Source organism: Flavobacterium sp. NG2 (assembly GCF_034119845.1).
Lineage (GTDB): Bacteria > Bacteroidota > Bacteroidia > Flavobacteriales > Flavobacteriaceae > Flavobacterium.
The window spans coordinates 2,752,900-2,775,224 of the sequence record NZ_CP139420.1; the positions used below are offsets into that span (position 1 = coordinate 2,752,900).

The following is a 22,325-nucleotide window of genomic DNA, read 5'->3' on the forward strand; positions in this document are numbered from 1 at the left end:
GACTTCAAGTTCATGTTGATATAAATCAAAAGAGGTTGTCCAATTTATTTGGACAACCTCTCTTTATTTTGTTCAAAAAAACGAATTAATCTTGATTGATTGTTTTTCTGTATGGGAACGCATTGAAAATGTGTCTTTTTGCAAAACGACCTGGAGAATCAGCATTCACCATTTTAATATAGGTTGCTTTTGGTACACTGATGTACTCATAAACACTACCATTAGAGAAATTTACAATTAATCTACCTTCAACAAATTTATAATCTGTGATTGTAGTTGTTGTAATAGTCTCGTTGTATTCTGGTAAATTAGCTTTAATTGTCTCAGGATTGATGCTTACCAAAAAGTGGTAGGCTTCAATAATGCTTTTACTATTTTCTTCTGCAGCTTTTAAGCCTTCCTCATCACCTGAAAATTTATCAGGATGTGATTCTTTCATCGCGTTGCGATAAATTGTTTTAAGGTCTTTTAGCGTTGCTGTTTTATCTACATTTAGCAGTTTGCGGTATTCAACTATTTTTTTCATAAATAAGGTAACTACTTGTCTTTTATGATGAAATCATTACTGTTTGATTTCAAAATCAACAATTTTTTTGCAAAGGTACACTTTTTTTTAAGTTTTTGGTTCACTTATAAAAAATATTAAAAAAAGAGTAATAATACCTTTAGAACTGTTGTCTATTTTGATTATTGCTCAGGCTTTAAGTTGGCTTTGTCAAAGTTTTTTGACTTTTTTGGATATTTGTTATGGCTAATATCGCTTGGGTTTTCGATTACTGATTTTATGGTTACTAAGTCACCTAGAGCGTGTTTTGCTACAACCATTTTGTAATCTAAAAGATAGGCACCACAAAAAAAGTTGTTGTTTTCGTCTTTTTCAATAATTCCGGTATAAAGGCCTTTTTGTAATATTCTGCTGTCTGAAGCTTTTGTCATCTTATATATATTAAAGTGCAAAGTTAATCAATTATAAGGTGGTATTTTTGATTTTGGGTATTCTTGTTATATTTGCTTATGGAAAAAATATTTAGACCTAGTCCTAATTCATTCAAGAATACTTTTTGTGCCTTTAAGGAAGTGGATGTGAATCTTATTAAAGGATGGCAAGCACAATTTCAAAGTAAAGCGGGTAGTTCCTATTATTATACAAAAGAAGGTATGTATCGCTATTCCAATCACTGGGGGAGATTGGCTAATAGTAAATGGCGTTTAATTCCGATGGTACCTGCTACGGACTCAAAGAAAAAATTAGGATTTGCCTTGTGGGAGGAATTTTATCCAGATAATGCCGAAGATAAAATTTATTACTTAAAAGTAGATTACCTATCGAATACGGTTAATTATGAACATAAAAACAATCCGGATTATGATGGTAAAGCTATTCTACGAACCAGTTTTGAAACCACCAAAAAAATAAAACAAATCAGGAATTTACAACAATTGTCCTCTTGGGCTAAATATTTTGATTACGAAGATTTAGATGTATTGAGAAAGCAGATTATTGAGGAATTAGTTTATACCAATAAAACACTAGAGGAGATCAAGGCGGAATTATTACCTTAGAATGTTGTTGTTGAGCCCTGATGGAGCCCTCGTAACGTAGAGATAAAGGCGAGAGCAGGAGGGAGGTTGATTGTGAAAATGGATTCATCTGCTCCAAAAAAAAAAACACCAATCAAGTGACTGGTGTAGTTGTTAAGTTATCTATTAATTTGTTTCTTCGCTTAATTCTTCCTCAGCGGAATTAAAGGCTTCTTGTCCTTTGGCAGGAATAAGTTTCTCTTCATTGTAAGTGTGAGTTACTTCAACTAATTGCTCGTGAACATCGTGCAAGGCTGAGTTGATAGTTCCTAGGAATTTCTCAAGTTTAGCATCAGGATTGTTGAATAAATCCACTTGTAGCTGTCCTATTTTTTGCATCAAACTAGCGCAAGAATTACTAATATCTTCAATTTTATTATAATTGCTTTCGATTACTTCTAAATTTAATTTTTTCATAGGAATTACTTTTAAGTTAGTACTCAGTTAAACTTTTTGATTTTAAAACACTGATAATTAAGTTGTTTTAAAAGTATAAAAGTCTTTTTTGAAGCTAGATTTTTGTCTAGCGCTTCCTATAAAGATACGATTTTCATTTTAAATCGCTTTTTGAGTGTTTTTTGGGAATAAATAATGGTTTAGTTGGCAGTAATTTTTTTATTAAAAAGGGTATTCTTTTAAATTAAAAAATACAAGCTTAATTATCCAAGGAAAGTAAAAAGTTATTCAACTATGAATTTATGTGTTTGGTTGTTTATTATTAAAAAATAATTTCCAATAATCAATTTTTCAATTGAAATGTAATTGGATGTTGCAATTCCACTGTCAATTAATTCACCAGATGTGTTGTATATTTTGTATGCGTTTTCTGTTGTTTGGTTTGTTGTACTTAAATATATTCTATCATTTGTAGGATTTGGGTATACAAAGTTATTTGTTTTATGTGTTTCAATATCTTTAGTAGATAACAAACCTCCAAAATAGGTATCTAAAAACGATAGTCGATTATATAACCAATCAATCATATAAGTTACATCTTGTTGCCCGAAAGAATAGTTTGAGTATATTAATTTTTCTCTCTCGTAAATTTTATTATCTAAAAGATACTGGTATTGGTTTTCAATTTTACTAATTAGGTTATTTTCTTTTAAAATAGTATTTCTATATTCAAACCATTTACTAGAAATCGTATTTGAATAATTGTTAGGGTTTAGTTTTATGACTCTATCGAACAATCCATTTGTCAATATGTCATTTGTAATGTTTTGATTGGTTCCGTTGTATATGGTTCCAAAACATCCGTCTAGATCCCAAGGGATATAAAAGTAAGAACCGTTTGTTGTATATTTAGCTAGATAAATGTTTTTACCCGTATTATCTGCTGCTCTGAGCAAATTTAAAAAAATAAAATAATCCGTATAATTATCATAATTAAATTTATTCCAAATATTATCATTAAAATCGGAGTTCGATGAATTTAATACAAAGTTTGTAAATTGGTATAAATTTTCCCAATCTGTAGTTTCATCATCATTGGGTGATTTCATTTCATATCCACCCCAAATTCTACTACTGTTATTATAGCTAGGAAGACTTTCGAATGTTGAAGCTCCCCAAGAAATACCTTTGTAGAGTTCACCTCTAATAGTTCCATTATAACTTTTTAGTTTTAATTGTTTTTGATCTATTTGTTCCGATATGTTATAAATACCATTGTAGATTCCATTTAAAAACATTTCAACATAATTAACATCAGCTCCTGCTTTTGCATTAGATTCGCTATTGATATAATGAGGTGTGTGCATATCTAGCCATATTTTATTGGCTATATAGCTTCTTAATCGTAATGGTTCATTGTATAGAGCGTCTAATATCCAGTCATCATCAGATCTTAGATTTCCAAATTTGACATTTTTTGTTTCTTGACCAGTATTGTCTTCCCAAAATTCTAGATCGTATGTTTTTTTGGGATATCCTTGTGATGAAGCTCCTCTTATTTCTATTCCAATATCCGATGTTAATACTTGTTCACTATCAGCATAAATAAAGTTTGCATGTACCTTTGGCTCATCAATAATATTATTTTGGGTATCTATCGAAATAATAGGTAATTGTGTGAAGTATAAAACAAATTGAATTGAAGAGTTACTGACTTGATATGAATCTTTAAAACCTAAATAATTTGGTTTTGTATTGAAATGATATTCAACTTGATTCAAGCTTAAGGTGATTTCTTCATAATTAGATAAGTCATTGTAAGATTCAACATCTTTAAGATGTGAAAGAATTAATAAATTCGTTTCGTCTATTCTAAAATGATTTTCAGGTACTAGTATCGTCAACTTTTGTGAAATACAAAACATTGAGTTTAATAATAATAATAATATAACGAATGTCTTTTTCACTTACCTATTATTAAAGATTGATTTATAAAAAAAAATGTATGAAATATATGAATATTAGATAAGTTAAATATAATACTTTTTTATAACTTTTTTGATAAAATTATTGTCAAAATAAAGCAATTAACTCCATAGGATAATTAAGAATTTGTTGAGCACCATCAGCAAGTAATTCCTCTTTGGTTCTATAGCCCCAAATCACTCCAACGGCATACATATTGGCATTGGTAGCTGTGAGCATATCAATGTCAGAATCACCTACAAATAAGGTTTCTTCAGGTTTGATGTTCCAATTTTCACTTATTTCAATGGCTTTTGAAGGGTTTGGTTTTTTTTGAGCTTCTGTTGTTAAGCCTAAAATAGGGTCGAAATAGTTGGGAAAAATGGTATTTGAGACTTCTTTGGTTAGGTCGTCCGCTTTGTTAGAGAAAACGCTAATTGGGATGTTGCGTGATTTTAATTCAGCTAACAATTCAAAAATTCCGTCATAAGCATTTGTTTTATGGGTACAGTTTTGACGGTATACTGTAATCATTCTATCATAACAGTCTTGAATGTCTGTTTCGCTATTGTTTGTTATAGGTAGTGCTTTACTAACCAAATTGCGAAGACCACTTCCTATAAAATATTGATACGTATCATAGGTATGAGTTGGGTATTGAAGTTCTTGAAGAACGGTATTCATAGCGTCTGAAATGTCTTCTAATGAGTTTACTAGTGTGCCGTCTAAATCAAAAATTACGCCTTTAAATTTCATATTTTGTTTTAAGCCCAAAGATAGGGAGTTTGCCGGAGTGATTCAATCTTTTAAACCTTTTCCGTTCAAAATAGTGGGAATGCATTTTTCTATTCTTGATTCACGAGTTTTGGATTGTTTGGCTTGTGAAAAGAATAGTAAATAGCCTCTTTGTCGACCTGGTGTTAAGGATTCAAAAGCTTTTTTTAAATCTGAATTAGTCTCCAACGCTTTTTTGAACTCGTCTGGCATCTCAAATGCTGAAGTGGGTTTTAATTTGACTTCTAAACCTGCTTTTTCAATTTCAATGGCTTGGTAAATATAGGTTTTGATAACGGATTCTAAATCGATGATTTGTTGTGAGTTTGTAAACCGAATTTGGCGTGCTGCTTGCACATTTTCTGTTTGTTGTACTAGAATGTCATTAGTATCTTTTAATAAAACACCTTTATGGAACAGTAAAGCACAATATTCTTTGAAGTTGTGAATTAAGACTACATTTTTTTCTTGGAAAGTATAGCAGGGATGCATCCATTTGTATGTTTCGGTCAATCCGCAATCAAGACAGATTTTCCTTAGTAGGCTCATTTCTTCATTCCATTTTTTGGCTCTGGCCAAAAAACGATCCACAAGTTTAGAATTCATAGTATTGCTGTTAAATATTGGTTTTGGGATTTAAAGTAACATAATTATTTTCAAACTTCATTAAGTGCAAACTGGTCAAAATTACAATTAGTGTTACACCAACATCAGCGGCGATGGCAAAAACTAGATTGCTATAGCCCATAAAAGCAAGTGTGATGAATAGCAATTTTACTACGATTGCTCCAATAGTGTTGTATTTTATTCTACGTAATGTTTTTTTACTTAAGCGAATGAAAAACGGAATTAGTGAGAGATTGTCGTTCATCAAAGCTATGTTTGCGGTTTCAATGGCGGTGTCACTTCCTGCAGCTCCCATGGCTATGCCTACGGTACTTTGTGCAAGTGCAGGGGCATCGTTTATACCATCGCCTACCATGGCTACATATTTATACTGATGTAAAAGTTCTTTGATTTTGTCGGCTTTGTTTTCTGGTAATAAACCACCAAATATTTTTTTGATTCCTACTTTTTTGGCGACATATTTTGCTGCGTTTTCATGGTCGCCAGTGAGCATTACAGGTTCAATATTTAAAGCTTCTAATTCTTCAAGTGCGATTTGGCTGTCGGGTTTTATTTCGTCCATTAACCCTATAATTCCAGCTACACCATTTCCAAAACTTACTACTACGCTTGTTTTTCCTTCAGCAGATAATTGTGCTACAATTTGCTCTGCTTCTTCATCAACAGTTTGATGTTCTTTTATAAAATCTAATTTGCCTACATAAATTGTTTCATCTTCACAGACTAAGCATTTTGCTGTTGCACCTTTGCCTAGTATACTTTTAAAGGCTTCGGCTTTATGGGGTTGAAAGCCTTCTTTTATACTAGCATCGACTATGGCTTGGGCTAAAGGATGTTCAGAAAATATTTCGGCTCCTGCTGTACAAGCCAATAGTTCTTCCCGGTTAGTTCCATGGAGTGTAAATACGTCAGATACGATGGGTGTTCCGTAAGTGATGGTTCGTGTCTTGTCTAATGCAATTGCTTTTATTGAAGCCATTGCCTCAATGTATTTCCCGCCTTTTACTAATACTCCCTTTGCCGTGGCGTTTCCGATAGCTGCATATATGGCGACGGGCGTCGATATGACTAAGGCACAGGGACATGCGATTACTAAAAGTGTAATGGCTTGCAATAACCAAATTTCGGCCTCTAAATGCAATACAAAGACGGGAATTACAAAAACTAAAACTGCCATCGCAATAATCGTGGGCGTGTAAAATTTTGAAAATTTTTCAATGAATTTTTGGGTTTCGGATTTGTTGGCTGAGGCTTCAAAAGTTAAGCGAATAATTTTTGAGAAAGTGGTATCAACAGAAAGTTTTGTCGTTTTAATTTCTATGTAGCCTTCTTTATTTAGTGTTCCTGCAAATAAGTTGTCACCTTTGTGTTTGTCTTTTGGGATAGGTTCGCCTGTAATTGCTGATTCATCCACAGTCGTTTCTCCTGAGATGATTTCGCCGTCAAGCGGAATCATTTCACCAGGTTTGACCTGTATGATTGCGCCAACTGCAATTTTATCGATGGGAATAGTTTTATTTTCTGTTTTTACAAATGCGGTTTTCGGTGCTTTGCTTACTAATTCATCTAAGGCAGATTTTGAGTTTTCAATACCAATATCTTCTAAGCGTTCACCTAGTACATAAAGTACGATGACTACCGCAGCTTCGGGGTATTCACCTAAATAGAATGCTCCAATAACAGCAATGGTCATTAGTAAATTAATACTGCTGAATTTGAGCTTGAAGATTGCCTGTAATCCTTTCAATAAAACGGTATAGCCAATGCCAAGAATAAAAGCTGCAAAAACAAAAGGGGCATATGGCATTGGGATATGGATACCAATGAGTGATAAAATTTCTAAAGCAACTACAATGGTAACCGCGGAAAGAAGTAGGGTGAATTTTTTATCGTTGATTGGTAATTTCATATTTTTAAATATTTTCGACTACTATTAATGCTTTTGTTGATGCCTACTAAGGAGTTAACCGGTCGTATTTATCAATAGTGTGATTTTAGGTAATTAGGCGTTTTCAAAAACTATTATTTTGATCTAAACAAAATACGATAATTCTGTGGTGTTTGCAAATGGAGTATTAGTAAAAGGAGAGAGGCAGGCTTGTGTAAACCTGTGGCCAGTTTTATATTTTATGGAAAATATTTTAAGGCTTTGTGGGATGCATATGAAGGTTCTCGATTACTCATTTGATTCAGACCGTCCCGAGGTTACAGATAGAAAATACAAAAAAAATTAGAATTGATGTTTTGTATACTATACAGAGTGTTAACAAGTGGTTTTAGTGTTTTTTAAATAGTTTTTTTACCAAATTCACTAATCCTAAAGCAATCAGACCAATGACCAATCCAATACAAAATTCAACAAGAATAGCTGGAAATTGTGTAGCAAAATGATGTAAAAAAGGAAGGTTATGTACAAAGATTCCTCCAGCGACTAATAGCAAAGCTATAGTACCTATAACACTCAAACTTTTGATTACTTTAGGTAGGGCTTGTATCAGTATATTACCGATGGTTTTTGACAAACTATTCTTTTTGTCACTCATGGCGATCAGTTTTAAACCCATTTCATCCATTCGGACAATTAAAGCTACAATACCATAAACACCTACGGTTGCCAATATTGCAATTAATGAAACTACAGCAATTTGTGTAGCGATAGGTTTTTCTAATACAGTTCCAAGTGCTATTATAATAATCTCTACCGATAAAATAAAATCAGTTACAATTGCCGATTTGATTTTATCTTTTTCAATATTCAGTACTTCAGCTTCAGTGAGGTTTTGTGTAATTGCTATTTTGTTAACGTGCTGATGAGGAAACAGATATTCATAAATTTTTTCAGCTCCTTCATAGGCGAGATAAAGTCCGCCGAGTACTAAAATAATAATGATAGCTAAGGGTAGAAAAGCACTTAGCAGAAAAGCGATAGGTAAAATAATTATTTTATTAAACATCGAACCTTTTGTAATTGCCCATAATACGGGAATCTCTCTTGATGAAATAAAGCCAGAAGCTTTTTCGGCATTTACAGCCAAATCATCGCCTAATATTCCTGCTGTTTTTTTGGCTGCTACTTTACTCATTACGGCAACATCATCCATAATTGCTGCGATATCATCTAATAATGCAAATAAACCTGAAGCCATAATTGAATTTTTATTTTAAATGTTTACTACTTGGGTGCAATTAATTAAATACGTCAGTTTGAGTGTTTTTAGTGGAGAGAAACGGAACAAAACTTCTCGATACGTTTCGCCCTCGAAGTGACGTGTATTGAGAACCGTTTTTACTGCTATTTTTCTTGTTCTCGATACAAATTTTTTGCAAAAGCTATTGGCATTTTCTGAAAATACACTCGAACTAACGAAAAATTATCTACAAAAACTAGTTACACCCAACGACTTAAATAGTTGGATTTTATATTTACAAATCTAATACTTTTTGTTTTATATCGTTTCAATGACATTTTCATGTAATCTCCTTGATTTTGGTGTGAGTTCAATTCGGTTGAAATCATTTTCTGCAGCATAACCGACAGCTAATGCAAATAACGGTTTGTATGCCGTCATGTTTAGAATAGCTCTGTATTTTTCAGACTCTATACCTTCCATAGGTGTAGAATCTAGTCCTAAAGTAGCACTGGCAGTCAACGCTACTCCTAAGGAGATATACACTTGGTTTGAAAGCCATGTTTTTAAATCTGATTCAGGCGTATTGGCTTTGATTTGGTTGTACCAATCTCTTCTAGCTTGGGGTAATTCGTTGTCAACTACTTTTTGAAATGCATCTAGATCATCGGCTACGCTAAAAACAACTAATAGTGGAGCTTGATTCACTCTCTCTTGATTATGCATGGAAACAGAAGCTAGTTTTGCTTTCACTTCTGGATTTTGTATAAAAGTAAACTTCCAAGGTTGAATATTAATAGAAGAAGGAGTGAGGCGTAAAACTTCTTTCAAAATCTCAATTTTATCTTCAGAAATAGCTTTATTAGTATTGTATGATTTGGCAGTATATCTTTTTTGTATTAGTTCTAAAATATTCATGTTCCTTTTTTTTATTTTTAGTAGATACAAAGTTAAAAGAAAGACAGCACACTCGATTTCGAACAATAATTATTTTTAAAAAAATACTTCAGAGAACGGGTTATGCAGAATGACTAGTAAATCAGTTACCACCAAACAATAAAAAACTCTATGTAGGTTCCTTGCTGTTGTTGCCAGCATAATGGAGCTTGTTTTTCCTGCATAGAAGTTCTTAGCTGCTCTTTGATAGTATTGAAATCATGCCAAATCTCATTTTCGGAAGGATCAATTCCCCAAGCAGTTTTTGAAGGTAAGTAGTATCGTTTATCAGGACTATCAAGCCTTATAAATGTTTCTAAATTCAAATAATATCCTTTGATGGCTTTTTGGTAGACCGAATCTAGTTTTTGTTTAAAATCATAAGGAACGAATAGAGAAACCAGTAAACATAAGGCTTGGGAAACCTGTGAAATGCCAATGTTTTGAAGTTGTGAAACAGTACAAGGGTTATATAACAAAGGAAATTGTTTAGTCCTTAATTTGCCTAATTTTTCAATTAAAGAATCATTTCTGTTAGGGCCAATCCAGTTATGAGTTGCTTCGGTAGAAATGCTAGGATCAAATAAATAGAATTTATAAGCCAACTCTAAATGAATCAATTGTTTTTCCTTTATGTCTTCAATGATAAAATCAATTTCGCCTATGGTTTGTTGGTGCTCCAGTATTTGAATATTTTCATATACTATCTTGTAATTTAGGGATGATTGAATCAAATGCGAAACTATTCTTTCAGCTAAATGTCCCAACCGAATGTTGGTAGGAAGTTGAAAATCCAACTCTTTTGGAATCTGTAAATGAGATAAATCAAATGTTGGAAAGCCCGTAACGCTACTGTCTAAACTTTCCGTATTTAAAATGGATGTTATTCTTGATTTGGTGTTCATTTGATTGCGAATTACTGTTTGATGAAGATAGTACAATTTATGAAAATAACGGTTTAATTTTAGCCCTGATCGAGCCGATATCCTCGTGCAGCGGAGCGGAACGAGATAAAGGCGAGAGCAGGAGAGAAGTCTATTGTGGAAATAGGTGGTTTTGCTCCAAAAAAAAACACTAGCCATTCGACTAGTGTTTTAGGGGTTCTCGATACAAATTTTATAAAAAAGCTATTCACATTTTTTAAAAATTCACTCGAACTGACGTTGTTGTTTAATTGTTTGACTCACTTTGGTTTCTAAATACCAATTGACCGTCAAAGCAATCCAGCAGAATGATGCTCTCTGTAGCAATTTTACCACTTAAAATCTCTTTGGAGAGTTTGTTTAATACATCCTTTTGAATGACTCTTTTTACTGGTCGAGCACCAAATTGTGGGTCGTATCCTTTTTCCGAAAGATAAGCAATGGCTTCGGGTGTGGCGTCGAGCGTAATGTTTTGCTGTGCCAACATTTTGAATACATTCTTTAATTGTAAGCCAACAATTTCTGAAATATTTTCGGTTGATAAAGGCGTAAACATGACAATTTCATCAATACGGTTCAAAAATTCAGGTCGCACAGTCTGTTTTAGTAAACCGAGGACTTCAATTTTTGCCGCTTCGGTTACAGCCTCGATATTGCCTTTGAGGTTGTCGAACTTTTCTTGAATGATATGGCTTCCCATGTTTGAAGTCATGATGATAATTGTATTTTTGAAATCGGCCAAACGACCTTTGTTATCCGTTAACCTTCCTTCATCGAGCACTTGAAGCAAAATGTTGAATGTATCAGGATGCGCTTTTTCAATCTCGTCTAGTAATATTACAGAATATGGTTTTCTTCGCACGGCCTCGGTCAGCTGTCCACCTTCGTCATAACCTACGTATCCTGGAGGCGCACCGACTAATCGACTCACGCTATGGCGTTCTTGGTACTCACTCATATCGATACGCGTCATGGCATTTTCGTCGTCAAATAAGTATTCAGCGAGAGCTTTAGCAAGTTCTGTTTTACCCACACCGGTGGTTCCTAGGAATAAGAAGGTACCCACAGGCTTTTTCATATCTTGTAAGCCCGCACGAGAACGACGAACCGCATCACTAATCGCCTCGATGGCTTCTTCTTGGCCTACAACACGGTGATGTAATTCTTCTTCTAGATGCAATAGTTTTTCGCGTTCTCCTTGGAGCATTTTCATTACAGGAATTCCAGTCCATTTGGCCACTACTTCGGCTATGTCTTCACGGGTAACCTCTTCTTTAATCAAAGAACTTCCACCAGCTTGGTTTTCGGCTAATTCTTTATGTAGTTGCTCTAGTTTTTCTTGAGCTTCTTTGATTTTTCCATAACGAATTTCGGCTACTTTTCCATAATCTCCATCACGTTCGGCACGTTCTGCCTCATGTTTAAAGTCTTCGATTTGAGTTTTTATAGTCTGAATATTATCGACTACTTCTTTTTCTGTTTTCCATTTTGAAAAAATCTGGTTGCGTTCTTCTTTGAGGTTTGCCAAATCCATGCCTAGGATTTTGATTTTGCTTTCGTCTTTTTCGCGTTTGATGGCTTCGATTTCGATTTCGAGCTGCATGATTTTACGGTCTAAAACATCCAATTCTTCGGGTTTTGAATTGATTTCCATTCGGATTTTTGATGCCGCCTCGTCCATTAAGTCAATCGCCTTATCGGGTAAAAAACGGTTGGTGATATAGCGTTGTGACAATTCAACTGCTGCTATAATAGCATTATCCTTGATTTGAACTTTATGATGTGTTTCATATTTTTCTTTGATACCACGAAGGATTGAAATAGCGCTTTCAGTATCAGGTTCTTCGATAAACACTTTTTGGAAACGTCTTTCGAGTGCTTTGTCTTTTTCGAAATATTTTTGGTATTCGTCCAATGTCGTTGCCCCGATGGCACGCAATTCTCCACGAGCTAAGGCTGGTTTCAAAATATTAGCCGCATCCATAGCTCCTTCGCCACCACCAGCACCTACCAGTGTGTGTATTTCGTCAATAAAAAGCACGATATCACCTTCGGCAGCTGTTACTTCTTTTACAACAGATTTTAAACGTTCTTCAAATTCACCTTTGTACTTGGCACCTGCAATCAAGGCTCCCATATCAAGAGAGAAAACTATTTTATCTTTTAAGTTCTCTGGTACATCTCCATCTACGATACGATGTGCTAATCCTTCAGCAATGGCAGTTTTACCTACACCAGGTTCCCCCACAAGCATAGGGTTGTTTTTAGTACGACGGGTAAGAATTTGTAATAGCCTGCGTATTTCTTCATCACGACCAATTACAGGATCGAGTTTGCCTGCTTTGGCCAGCTGATTTAGATTTTTGGCATATTTGTTTAATGCATTGTAGGTTTCTTCAGCGGATGCCGAAGTAACACGTTCGCCTTTTCTAAGTTCATCAATAGCGGCTTTTAGTCCTTTTTCGGTTACACCTTGGTCTTTTAGGATTTGAGCGACTTTGCTTTTTGAGGCAAAAATAGCAAGAATTAAATGTTCGATAGAAACGTATTCATCGTTCATTTTTTGCGCTATATTTTCAGCTTCATTCAATGCAGTTCCAGCTGCTCTCGAAAATTGAATATCACCTCCTGTAACTTTAGGAAAACTAGCAATGGTACTATCCAAAATTTGTAAAAACATTGGAACATTTACATTGAGTTTTTTCAAAATAAAGGGTGCGACATTTTCATCTACTTCAAAGATTGCTTTAAAGAGATGTTCGTTTTCTATTTGTTGCTGTCCCACTCGTTGGGTGAGCTGTTGCGAAAGCTGAATAGCTTCCTGCGATTTTATGGTAAATTTATTAATGTTCATTTTTTATATTTTTTAAATGTTTAATTTGAATTAGCTAACTTTGTAAACTAGTGGACAAATTACATTCCATATCAAATTTACAGACAAAACGACGTGAAAAAGATGATTTTTATCAGTTTTAAGTGTCAAATAGTCATAAAATCCGTCAAAACATGAGTTTTTTAAAAAACATCTTCGGGAGTAGTGATACTCCAAAACAAAATGAAACCAAAATTAACTGGACAGAATTATTGCATTTGGGTCAGTTAGATGAGTTAGAAGCTTTATCAGAACAAAATCCAATTGCGATTTTCAAGCACAGTACACGTTGTAGTATCAGCCGTATGGCTTTGAAGCAATTCGAAAACGAGTTTGATTCGGCTGAGAAAGTGACCCCTTATTTCTTAGATTTAATTGAGTACCGTGAAATTTCGAATGAGATAGCGTCTCGTTTTGGAGTAACGCATCAATCACCACAATTAATTGTGATACAAAATGGAAAAACGGTTTATCATGCTTCGCATAGTGATATTGATGCTGAGGTTTTGAAGAGCCTTTAGTTTTTTAAAGAAACTTTGTCTACGCTCAGTGCAAGCTCGAGTCATAGGTTTTTCTTTGTGTTCAAGACGCTTTGCTTAGGATAAAAAATCATAACTATAAGTGTCTTTAAAAATTTAAAGCCCCGAATTCACGAATTAAAACAGTTTAATTTGTGAATTCGTGGCTTATTTTTTATCCTAAGAATTTGGCTTTTGTTTCGGGAGTAGGGATCATGCAGCTTTCTTTTTTTCCGTACCAGCGGTATCTGTTTTTAGCAATATAATCATAAGCGATATCGCTTAAGGCAGAAGGTAAAATATTGAAAATACTTAATAAACCTATCATGCCTCCTAAATAACTTGCAATATTCAAAGCGGCTTGGGACTTATAGTAATAAGCATTTCCCGGTTCGTATAGAATGATACTATCAGTTTTATTAGTGTCGATGCCAAGATATTGTATGATTTCTTTTCCTAGTTCAGACTGCAACGCCACAAAACGAAAAACATCCTTTTTGTCGTTTTTGAGAATAAACTGGACCGAAGTATCACAAAGATTACATACCCCATCAAAGAGAATGATTTTTTTGTCTTTCTGTAGGTTTTGTATTTGTTGTAGAGTCATTAGGGGTTTATTTTTTATTACAAATTACGTCCATTTTTACAAATACGAAAAGTAATTTGCGACAATAACCTATTTGTTCTTTAAAATCTTTTTACCGCCAAGCTTAATTGTTCTTATATGACTTATATGTTTTAAAATTCAACGCAAAGGATGTAAATAACAGTATGTGTTTTAGAACACAGATTACCACAGATTAGAATAATTTACACAGATTTTTATCAAATCCTTTGTGCTATCACTTATTTGTACTTTAATTTTATTCACTCCCAAATTTATCTGTTCTTATATGGCTAATATGTTTTAAAATTCAACGCTAAGGATGTAAATAGCATTATGTTTTTAGAACACAAATTACCACAGATTAAAGAAATTTACACAGATATTGAAAGATTATTTTTTACGTTTAAACTTATTTGTTCTTTAAATTTTGTCAATCCATAAGCTTATCTGTTCTTATATGGCTCATATGTTTTAAAACTCAACACAAAGTATGTAGACATTATGTTTTTTTTTTACCAATACCTCTAAAAAAAAAACACTCTAAAAACGAATTCTTAGAGTGTTTGATAAAATATATTATGTTGGATTTACAAATATTCTCCGTGTTGAGAGATGTCTAATCCTAATTCTTCTTTGTCTTCAGTTACTCTTAGAGGAGTAATTTTGTTTACGATAAAGAATAATGCGTATGAACCTATAAAGGCAAATGCAGACACCATGATTAAAGCCGTTAATTGAGTAACGAAAAGTGTTGTTTCTCCAAAGATTAACCCTTGGTCAGTAACTGCTGGATTTATTGATTTTGATGCAAAAACACCTGTTAATAACATACCAGTCATACCACCTACACCATGACAAGCAAATACATCAAGAGAGTCATCAATTTTTCCTCCTTTATGGAAAAGACTCACCATATAGTTACTAACAACACTACTGAAAATACCAATAAAAATAGCATGTGGAATACTTACGAAACCTGCAGCAGGAGTTATGGCAACAAGACCAACAACAGTTCCAATACAAGCGCCCATAGCAGAAAGTTTGTGGCCTAATATTTTGTCTATAAATACCCAAGCCATACCTGCAGCAGCAGCAGCAACAGTTGTAGTTCCTAGTGCTTGAACTGCTAAACTATTTGCTCCTAATGCAGAACCTGCATTGAATCCAAACCATCCAAACCATAATAATCCAGTTCCTAATAATACATAGGTAATACGAGCTGGATTTACTTTTTGAACTTTTCTTTTTCCTAAGAACATTGCTCCAGCAAGTGCAGCCCATCCTGCGCTCATATGTACTACTGTTCCTCCTGCAAAGTCTAATACTCCCATTTTGAAGAATAAACCGTCTGCATGCCAAGTCATATGACACAATGGAGTGTAGATTACTAATATGAATAATACCATAAACAACATATAGGCCCAAAAACGAATTCTTTCAGCGAAAGCACCTGTAATTAAGGCAGGAGTAATAATGGCAAATTTTGCTTGAAATAATGCAAATAATAGAAATGGTATTGTTCCCCAAGCGGTTGTGGCACCTACACCTTGGAACATGAAAAATTCTGTTGGATCACCGATGTAACCACCAATTGAAGTTCCAAATGACATACTGAAAGCAACTACAACCCAAAGAATGGTTACAATAATCATAGCCATATAACTTTGCAACATCGTACTGATGACATTTTTCTTACCAACCATACCTCCGTAAAAGAATCCTAATCCAGGAGTCATAAGAAGTACTAGGGCAGTTGCAACAATCATCCATGCTGTATCTCCCGAGTCAAATACAACTGGTTCAGCTGGAACAGAGTTTCCGTTTAAAAAGTAATTTGAAAAAAAGGTAAGTATCGAAAGTGCAATTAAGATAATACCAAGAACAACTTTTCTCATATTGATTTTTTTGTTTTAATTATTGGTTATTTTTTGGGCAAATGTATAAAATTAATAATCACCCCCTGATTGAAAGTAGGGTTTTGATTTTATTTTTATGTTTTTTTTAAATACACCCCCTTGTTTTTGGTCTATTTTTTAAAAATAGTCTATAAAGTTAGGATTTGATAATTCTGATAAGCTTTTCAGAGCTTTAAATCTAGTTTTTACATTAAAAACAGCATGAAAATAGTAATAATGTGACTACAGTTTGTATGGTTGTTATTGTGTTTAAGTTAGTAAATGATTATCATCCAATTGTTTTTTCAATATAATCAGAGTTTAGAAGGTAGAGAGCTCCCATATATCTTACTTTAAACGAAACCAAGTCTCCTATTTTATATTTTTTATTTGAATTTGAGATATCAATCACTAACATGTCAGAACTAGCATCGACAATGCTAATGTCCTCGTCTTCGGCTTCTAGGTATTGTGGTTGCATGTCTAATAATCCTACGTCCAGGATGGCACGAAGTGAAGTTGCTCCATAATCAGTAGAATCATCCATTGAGAAGGCGTTACCAGCTACATTTTCACCCAATTCTCCTGTAGGAGTATCGGGTTTTTCGGTGATTTCTATAATTTCGGTAAATAATTTAAAGACATCATTATGCATGCCTTCTATGGTTTCGCCAGTAAAAAGGTCTTTGCCAAAAAATAGAGCCTCGCCAATTCGGAAATGATTGACCGCCATCGGACGTGCATTTTTTAAAATCAACGGAACAGCTACTGAAGTACCTCCAGAAACCCAAGGAATCGTGATGTTAAATTTGGCTTCAATCAATTGTTTGTATAAACTCAATTGAATCAGTTTGTCTTGAGTAGGCATTACGCCGCTTAGACAATTCAAATTGGTGCCAATACCTCTAATTTCGATATTGGGTAATTGTATAATTTCACCGTAAAACGAAATCAATTCTTCGCCCATGACGCCTTCACGCAAATCGCCCATTTCAATCATGATGATGATTTTATGCGTTTTGTTTTGTTTTTTTGCTTCTTCTGATAGTAATTTGATGGTATAAATTTCGGTATTGAAACTAACATCAGCATATTGTACAATTTCAGGAATGCTTCTTTGGGCAGGTGGTTTGATATAAACGGTCTGGATGTCAGGATTGATTTCTTTGATTTTCCTTAAATTGCTCACACGGGAATCGTGAATTTCAGTTACACCCAAAGCAATTACTTCTTTAAGATAAATGGTATTTCCACATAATAATTTAGAAACGACTCCCCAATCAATATTTCGGGATTTGAAAATATCGTCTAAAAAATGGTAGTTTTCTTCTAATTTGTTTCGGTATAATTTTATAAAGGCCATTATTCTATTATTTTTCTAGGTATTGTTTTCGAAATTCGGGTTAATAGTTCGTAATTCAATTGATTGCTAAAATCACTAAAAGAGGCGACCGAAACCGTTAGTCCGTTTTGATTTCCTATTAGGACTACTTCGTCTTCTTTTTTAACTTTTTCAATATCGGTTACATCAACGCTCATCATGTTCATGTTGACAGAGCCTACCACAATACAGCGATGTCCGTTGATGAGAACGCGACCTTGGTTGCTTAAAGAACGGCTGTATCCGTGAGCATACCCAATGGGAATCACTGCGATTTTCATTTTTCTTTCGGCTAAGAAACTGGTGCCATAACCTATAAATTCGCCACTATTGACTATTTTGAGATTCATTATTTTACTTTTCCAAGAAATGACACGTTGTAACGGGTCGATTTTACTTTTCTTTGAATTGAGGTAATTGACAAAAACTTCTGGGCTAGGCCATAAACCGTATTGCATGATGCCTATTCGAACCAAATCCATTCGGGTCTCAGGAAACATCATCGAAGCAGCTGAGCAAGCTGAATGTTTGATTTCAGGTTGAATTCCGTGGTTGCAAATGTATTGGTACATTTCTTCAAATCGCTTGATTTGCTTATCTACTCGGTAGTAATTAGCAATACTTTCGGCACCAGCATAATGAGTGCATAAACCTTTAAAAACAAGATGTTCACTTTCCCTTTTTAGTGTTTCAATAATGCTATTGAGGTCTCTTTTTTCAAACCCCGTTCGATGCATTCCTGTTTCTAATTCGATGTGAATTTTGGCTTTTTTGTGGAGTTTTTTAGCTGATTTTAAGGCTTTGGTCAAACGAATTTTGTTAAAAACAAAGAATTCAACCTCATTTTCAATTGCCCAATCCATATCTTGCTCATTGACTAATCCCATAACCATGATGGTAACTCGATGCTGTAATTGGGCTCTAATAGATTTGGCTTCTTCCACGTCAAAAACCGAGAAATGCCTCAACCCACATTCGTAAGCCATATTTACAAATTCGGCAATACCATGTCCGTAAGCATTTCCTTTGACAACAGAGGAGAGAATCACCTTTTTTCCAAATGTTTTTTTTAGAAAATCAATGTTTTTTTGATAAGCTGATTTGTTGAGTTCTATGATTGAATTAGTGTGCATCGGTAATTTGTTTGACTATTTGATGAAAGATGTTGACTCCAGTGGGAATAATGCCATCTGGGAAATCATAATCAGGATTGTGTAGGGCAGGAGTGTCAATTCCAGCTCCCAAACCAAACATTGCTCCTGCATATTGTTGGGTAAAAATCCCAAAATCTTCGCCCCAAGTAAATGGAGATTCTTTTTCGAATACATCAAAACCCTTTACAAATGCTGCTTTTCGTACATAGTCAACAGCTGCAGCGTTGTTTTCGTTGGCATGAAAACTTTGCGTCCATTTTATTAAGCAATCTAATTGGTGATTTTGCGCAATATTTTTAGCTGTGGTTTCAAGTGTTGTTTCGATTTTTTTCATTTGTTCGTTTTTGTCTGTTCGAACCGTAAAATGAGTTTCACCAGCACCCGCTGATATGCCGTATGCTTTTTTACCCATTTTGATATAAATAGAGGTTATTAAGCAAAAGTTGTCTTTGGTAATGTCTGCCTGAATGTGTTGTTGAAATGCATTGGTTATTTCGGCTAGTGCCAAAGCGGGATTGATTCCTTTTTCGGGTTCCCCAGCGTGCGAAGTTTTACCTTTGAGTTTGATGATAATACTATTGACAGCACAGGTAAAAGTGTTGTTTTTAACGACAATTTGGTTTTGTGGATAGCTTGGTAAATTGTGTAAAGCAAATACAAAATCGGGTTCTAAAGTTTTGAATTTTGGGTCAGCATTGACTCTTACCGCACCGCGACCATCCTCTTCGGCGGGTTGAAATAATAATACGACTTTGCCTGAATCAGGTCTTTGATGGTGTAGTTGAGTGGCGAGCCCGCAAACAATTGCCATGTGTCCGTCATGTCCGCACTTATGTGAAATGCCTTCAAAGGTTGATTTATGTTCGAAACTATTGATTTCTTCAATTGGTAGCGCATCTAACTCGCAACGAAATAAGACTGTTTTACCAGGTTTTGCTCCTTTATAGATGGCTAAAATTCCAGTTTCGCCTACTTCAGTTTCAATTTCATCGGGCGGATAGTTTTCTAAAAATGAAATAATCCTTTTGGCTGTTTCTTTTTCATTTAGAGATACTTCTGGGTGTTTATGTAAAGTCTTTCTTAATTCAATTAACGAGGCTATCGGTAGGTTTGGATTTTCCATTTTTGATTGTTTTTTGCTTTGACAAAGTATAGCTAACTTTAATTTAAATTATTATCTGCAAAAATCTGCGTGCTAATTTTTCACGCAGATTTTCGCAGATTTGGCAGATTTAATTAAGATCAATAAGTTTTTAGTTGCTTTAAATTCATTTACTTAGAATTATTATTTAATAAGACGCATTTCTAGGTATTTGTTAGTAAAACCCAATTTTTCATACAGCTTTCTAGCCGGATTGTCAGGCTCTACGTGTAAAGCAATATTTCCATCGGCAATGCTAATCGCTTTTTCCATCAATTGTTTTCCGTAACCTTTGCCGCGTTGGCTGTTATCAACGGCAATATAGACTAAGATGTTTTCAGGGATAAAGCCTTTCATTCCAGTACTATTAAGAATGACCACACCAACAATTTTATTTTCATCAATTCCCACTACAATATTTCCTCCTCTGTGTGGATTCATCACGTAGTCAATGCATTTTGAAATATCTTCGACAGCGTCTCCATATTGTTCTAAATGAGTGAAAAGAAATTGTGCAATAGCTTGATTGGTATAAATTTTATCTTCTCCTGAAGTGGTATTAATTATTTTGAATTCCATATTGTTTTTCGTTTTTATTAAAATGATAAATAGATAGGCTAATGAATAATAGAAGAGAAATACTGATTCCGTAAATATTAGCGTCTAATTTTTCGGGTAATTGTATCCCTAAAGGTAGCTTATTTTTAGTTAAGATAAGAATGATAGTCGTTGCACCTCCTAATAACATGCTCCAAAAGGCTGCTATTGGGTGGCTTTTTTTCCAAAACAAAGCACCTAGTACGGGAATGAAAAGTCCTGATACCATAAAGGCATAGGAGTAGAGCATCAGTTCAAGTACATTTTGCATTTGGGAAGCCAATAAAATAGCAAAGAAACCAACGGCTAAGGTGACGATTTGCGACAATTGCAATTCTTTTTTATGACTGAGTTCTTTTTTGGAGAATTTGGCAATAATATCAGTGACAATATTTCCTGAGGCGGCCATCAGGCAACTGTCAGCGGTAGAAAGAATGGCTGAAAAATAGGAGGAAAGCATCAGTCCCATTAATCCTACGGGCAAAATTGTTGCTAATAAGACAGGTAGTCCCATTTCGCTGTCCATACTGTTTGCGTCGGTAATTCCAGTAAACATTCCTTGATTAGCAGCCACTTTAGCAAGCATCCCTAAAATAACGCCCATGAAAGCCATGATTGGCCATTCAAAAACACCTGCTATTAACCAAGCTTTTTTGGCTTCTTTTTCTCCTTTGCAAGCATAAATTCGTTGGTACAGCGTCATTCCCACAAACCAAATTGGAATAATAGTAATGGACCAATTCAAAATTTGATACCCATTGATATTGGTCAACCTTAGGTGTTCAGCAGGTAATGAACTGACAATAGCATCATAACCCCCAACAGCATGATAAGCCATTGGAATTCCAATAAAAATTAATCCACTTATTAAGACAATCCACTGAATTGTATCCGTGTAGATTACGGCTTTTAAACCTCCAATAGCGGTGTAGATAACCGCAATTAACCCCATGACAATCAATGCGGTTTGGATATTTAATCCTTCGATGGTTGCTGAGGCTAATTTGGCTCCAGCCAAAACCTGTGAACTCGTAAAACCAATGTATCCAATGGCTGAAATAATTCCTGCTAATAAGGCTACTTTGGCGTTGTAAAAGTGATTGAAGATTTGCGGAAAAGTAAAGAATTTGTGTTTGTGTCCCAATTCGCTCACTTTCGGAATTAAGAAAACGGCACTCAACCAAGCACCAATTAGTCCTGTGAAAAGCATCCAAGATCCTGAAATTCCTATTGTGAAACCCAAACCTCCAAGTCCGATGGAAAATCCACCACCTACATCAGTAGCCACAACTGACAAACCGATGTGCCAACTGTTCATGCTGCGACCACTTACGTAAAAATCTTCGGCTGTTTTGTTTTTTTTGTAAAAATAATAGCCCACTCCAAGCATAGCAAGCATATAAACGATAAAGATTATAAAATCTATTACGTGCATGGTATTGTATTTCAGATTATTTAAAGCCTGTATTGTAAATGGAATTTTTCCAAAGGCGTCGAATGCAGTAAACTGCATAAAATGATAATTTTCAGTTTGATTTCGATTATAAGAAATGCTAGAATGGCTTTAGCGAAATGATAAAATAAATCGCTTTTAAGCCCTGAAAATTGAATTAATCATTGCAAATATACGATTTTATATCAAAAAGACTATTAAGATTGCATGCTTCCCCTTTTTGTAAAATATAAAATGAACCACAAATTACACAGATTATCACAAATTCTTTGGGTTTGAAAAAAGCATTACTCGAATTTTTATAATCATAAATAATTTGTGTAACAGGCTAGGTTTCAATTTATTTATTCTCGTCTTTCAACTATAAAATGTTTTTT

20 protein-coding genes are annotated in these 22,325 nt (G+C 34.4%); 2 read left to right on the forward strand and 18 right to left on the reverse strand.

The window, feature by feature from the left end; all coding sequences use genetic code 11:
* Window positions 1-85: 85 nt before the first annotated feature.
* Both SLW70_RS11385 and SLW70_RS11390 read right to left on the reverse strand, forming a co-directional pair.
* On the reverse strand, window positions 86-526 hold the full coding sequence (locus tag SLW70_RS11385; RefSeq protein WP_320888510.1) for a KTSC domain-containing protein: 441 nt from the start codon (window positions 524-526) through the stop codon (window positions 86-88).
* Between the two features lie 161 nt (window positions 527-687).
* A complete protein-coding gene (locus SLW70_RS11390) occupies window positions 688-936 on the reverse strand; it encodes a hypothetical protein (RefSeq protein WP_320888511.1) in 249 nt (82 codons plus the stop codon).
* Window positions 937-1,014: 78 nt separating this feature from the next.
* On the opposite strand from SLW70_RS11390, the gene SLW70_RS11395 reads away from it, so the two are divergent.
* Window positions 1,015-1,563 (forward strand): hypothetical protein, encoded by a 549-nt coding sequence (locus SLW70_RS11395; protein WP_320888513.1) that lies wholly within the window; start codon window positions 1,015-1,017, stop codon window positions 1,561-1,563.
* A gap of 144 nt (window positions 1,564-1,707) precedes the next feature.
* Here SLW70_RS11395 and SLW70_RS11400 read toward each other — a convergent pair whose 3' ends face one another.
* The 9 genes from SLW70_RS11400 to clpB form a co-directional block, all read right to left on the reverse strand.
* A complete protein-coding gene (locus SLW70_RS11400) occupies window positions 1,708-1,998 on the reverse strand; it encodes a hypothetical protein (RefSeq protein WP_320888514.1) in 291 nt (96 codons plus the stop codon).
* A 263-nt stretch (window positions 1,999-2,261) separates the two neighbouring features.
* Window positions 2,262-3,902 (reverse strand): CotH kinase family protein, encoded by a 1,641-nt coding sequence (locus SLW70_RS11405; protein WP_320888516.1) that lies wholly within the window; start codon window positions 3,900-3,902, stop codon window positions 2,262-2,264.
* Between the two features lie 148 nt (window positions 3,903-4,050).
* Window positions 4,051-4,698 (reverse strand): HAD family hydrolase, encoded by a 648-nt coding sequence (locus SLW70_RS11410; protein ID WP_320888517.1) that lies wholly within the window; start codon window positions 4,696-4,698, stop codon window positions 4,051-4,053.
* Between the two features lie 42 nt (window positions 4,699-4,740).
* Entirely contained in the window at window positions 4,741-5,322 is a 582-nt protein-coding gene (locus SLW70_RS11415) for a YdeI/OmpD-associated family protein (RefSeq protein WP_320888519.1), read from the reverse strand.
* A 10-nt stretch (window positions 5,323-5,332) separates the two neighbouring features.
* On the reverse strand, window positions 5,333-7,252 hold the full coding sequence (locus SLW70_RS11420; RefSeq protein WP_320888520.1) for a cation-translocating P-type ATPase: 1,920 nt from the start codon (window positions 7,250-7,252) through the stop codon (window positions 5,333-5,335).
* 367 nt (window positions 7,253-7,619) lie between these two features.
* Window positions 7,620-8,489, reverse strand: coding sequence for a DUF808 domain-containing protein (locus SLW70_RS11425; RefSeq protein WP_320888521.1), 870 nt, complete (start codon window positions 8,487-8,489; stop codon window positions 7,620-7,622).
* A gap of 300 nt (window positions 8,490-8,789) precedes the next feature.
* Window positions 8,790-9,389 carry a nitroreductase family protein gene (locus SLW70_RS11430; protein ID WP_320888522.1) on the reverse strand — a complete coding sequence of 200 codons (600 nt, stop codon included), beginning with the start codon at window positions 9,387-9,389 and terminating at the stop codon, window positions 8,790-8,792.
* Between the two features lie 125 nt (window positions 9,390-9,514).
* The gene (locus SLW70_RS11435) at window positions 9,515-10,312 is read right to left on the reverse strand and encodes a DUF1853 family protein (RefSeq protein ID WP_320888523.1); all 798 of its coding nucleotides are present in this window, start codon (window positions 10,310-10,312) and stop codon (window positions 9,515-9,517) included.
* A 265-nt stretch (window positions 10,313-10,577) separates the two neighbouring features.
* Window positions 10,578-13,184: an ATP-dependent chaperone ClpB gene (clpB, locus tag SLW70_RS11440; RefSeq protein ID WP_320888524.1), complete on the reverse strand. Its 2,607-nt coding sequence runs from the start codon at window positions 13,182-13,184 to the stop codon at window positions 10,578-10,580.
* 152 nt (window positions 13,185-13,336) lie between these two features.
* On the opposite strand from clpB, the gene ytxJ reads away from it, so the two are divergent.
* Window positions 13,337-13,723: a bacillithiol system redox-active protein YtxJ gene (ytxJ, locus tag SLW70_RS11445; protein WP_320888526.1), complete on the forward strand. Its 387-nt coding sequence runs from the start codon at window positions 13,337-13,339 to the stop codon at window positions 13,721-13,723.
* Window positions 13,724-13,895: 172 nt separating this feature from the next.
* On the opposite strand, the gene SLW70_RS11450 is transcribed toward ytxJ, so the two are convergent.
* The 7 genes from SLW70_RS11450 to SLW70_RS11480 all read right to left on the reverse strand — a co-directional run bounded on the left by SLW70_RS11450 (window position 13,896) and on the right by SLW70_RS11480 (window position 22,008).
* The gene (locus SLW70_RS11450; protein WP_414458224.1) at window positions 13,896-14,327 is read right to left on the reverse strand and encodes a thiol-disulfide oxidoreductase DCC family protein; all 432 of its coding nucleotides are present in this window, start codon (window positions 14,325-14,327) and stop codon (window positions 13,896-13,898) included.
* 587 nt (window positions 14,328-14,914) lie between these two features.
* Window positions 14,915-16,222: an ammonium transporter gene (locus SLW70_RS11455; RefSeq protein WP_320888527.1), complete on the reverse strand. Its 1,308-nt coding sequence runs from the start codon at window positions 16,220-16,222 to the stop codon at window positions 14,915-14,917.
* Window positions 16,223-16,511: 289 nt separating this feature from the next.
* Window positions 16,512-17,585: an alanine/ornithine racemase family PLP-dependent enzyme gene (locus SLW70_RS11460; protein WP_320888528.1), complete on the reverse strand. Its 1,074-nt coding sequence runs from the start codon at window positions 17,583-17,585 to the stop codon at window positions 16,512-16,514.
* Window positions 17,585-18,736, reverse strand: a complete 1,152-nt coding sequence (gene alr, locus SLW70_RS11465; protein WP_320888530.1) for an alanine racemase — start codon at window positions 18,734-18,736, stop codon at window positions 17,585-17,587. Before alr ends, SLW70_RS11460 begins: the two co-directional genes overlap by 1 nt.
* Window positions 18,726-19,880 (reverse strand): amidohydrolase, encoded by a 1,155-nt coding sequence (locus SLW70_RS11470; protein WP_320888532.1) that lies wholly within the window; start codon window positions 19,878-19,880, stop codon window positions 18,726-18,728. Before SLW70_RS11470 ends, alr begins: the two co-directional genes overlap by 11 nt.
* A 162-nt stretch (window positions 19,881-20,042) precedes the next feature.
* Entirely contained in the window at window positions 20,043-20,477 is a 435-nt protein-coding gene (locus SLW70_RS11475; RefSeq protein WP_320888533.1) for a GNAT family N-acetyltransferase, read from the reverse strand.
* Window positions 20,458-22,008, reverse strand: coding sequence for a sodium:solute symporter family protein (locus tag SLW70_RS11480; RefSeq protein WP_320888534.1), 1,551 nt, complete (start codon window positions 22,006-22,008; stop codon window positions 20,458-20,460). The genes SLW70_RS11475 and SLW70_RS11480 overlap by 20 nt, the downstream gene beginning before the upstream one ends.
* Window positions 22,009-22,325: the final 317 nt, after the last annotated feature.

Excerpts from the sequence above, each read along its gene's own strand:
- SLW70_RS11385 (WP_320888510.1), bottom strand. The coding sequence starts at position 526 with ATGAAAAAAATAGTTGAATACCGCAAACTGCTAAATGTAGATAAAACA.
- SLW70_RS11390 (WP_320888511.1), bottom strand. The coding sequence starts at position 936 with ATGACAAAAGCTTCAGACAGCAGAATATTACAAAAAGGCCTTTATACC.
- SLW70_RS11395 (WP_320888513.1), top strand. The coding sequence starts at position 1,015 with ATGGAAAAAATATTTAGACCTAGTCCTAATTCATTCAAGAATACTTTT.
- SLW70_RS11400 (WP_320888514.1), bottom strand. The coding sequence starts at position 1,998 with ATGAAAAAATTAAATTTAGAAGTAATCGAAAGCAATTATAATAAAATT.
- SLW70_RS11405 (WP_320888516.1), bottom strand. The coding sequence starts at position 3,902 with ATGTTTTGTATTTCACAAAAGTTGACGATACTAGTACCTGAAAATCAT.
- SLW70_RS11410 (WP_320888517.1), bottom strand. The coding sequence starts at position 4,698 with ATGAAATTTAAAGGCGTAATTTTTGATTTAGACGGCACACTAGTAAAC.
- SLW70_RS11415 (WP_320888519.1), bottom strand. The coding sequence starts at position 5,322 with ATGAATTCTAAACTTGTGGATCGTTTTTTGGCCAGAGCCAAAAAATGG.
- SLW70_RS11420 (WP_320888520.1), bottom strand. The coding sequence starts at position 7,252 with ATGAAATTACCAATCAACGATAAAAAATTCACCCTACTTCTTTCCGCG.
- SLW70_RS11425 (WP_320888521.1), bottom strand. The coding sequence starts at position 8,489 with ATGGCTTCAGGTTTATTTGCATTATTAGATGATATCGCAGCAATTATG.
- SLW70_RS11430 (WP_320888522.1), bottom strand. The coding sequence starts at position 9,389 with ATGAATATTTTAGAACTAATACAAAAAAGATATACTGCCAAATCATAC.
- SLW70_RS11435 (WP_320888523.1), bottom strand. The coding sequence starts at position 10,312 with ATGAACACCAAATCAAGAATAACATCCATTTTAAATACGGAAAGTTTA.
- clpB (WP_320888524.1), bottom strand. The coding sequence starts at position 13,184 with ATGAACATTAATAAATTTACCATAAAATCGCAGGAAGCTATTCAGCTT.
- ytxJ (WP_320888526.1), top strand. The coding sequence starts at position 13,337 with ATGAGTTTTTTAAAAAACATCTTCGGGAGTAGTGATACTCCAAAACAA.
- SLW70_RS11450 (WP_414458224.1), bottom strand. The coding sequence starts at position 14,327 with ATGACTCTACAACAAATACAAAACCTACAGAAAGACAAAAAAATCATT.
- SLW70_RS11455 (WP_320888527.1), bottom strand. The coding sequence starts at position 16,222 with ATGAGAAAAGTTGTTCTTGGTATTATCTTAATTGCACTTTCGATACTT.
- SLW70_RS11460 (WP_320888528.1), bottom strand. The coding sequence starts at position 17,585 with ATGGCCTTTATAAAATTATACCGAAACAAATTAGAAGAAAACTACCAT.
- alr (WP_320888530.1), bottom strand. The coding sequence starts at position 18,736 with ATGCACACTAATTCAATCATAGAACTCAACAAATCAGCTTATCAAAAA.
- SLW70_RS11470 (WP_320888532.1), bottom strand. The coding sequence starts at position 19,880 with ATGGAAAATCCAAACCTACCGATAGCCTCGTTAATTGAATTAAGAAAG.
- SLW70_RS11475 (WP_320888533.1), bottom strand. The coding sequence starts at position 20,477 with ATGGAATTCAAAATAATTAATACCACTTCAGGAGAAGATAAAATTTAT.
- SLW70_RS11480 (WP_320888534.1), bottom strand. The coding sequence starts at position 22,008 with ATGCAGTTTACTGCATTCGACGCCTTTGGAAAAATTCCATTTACAATA.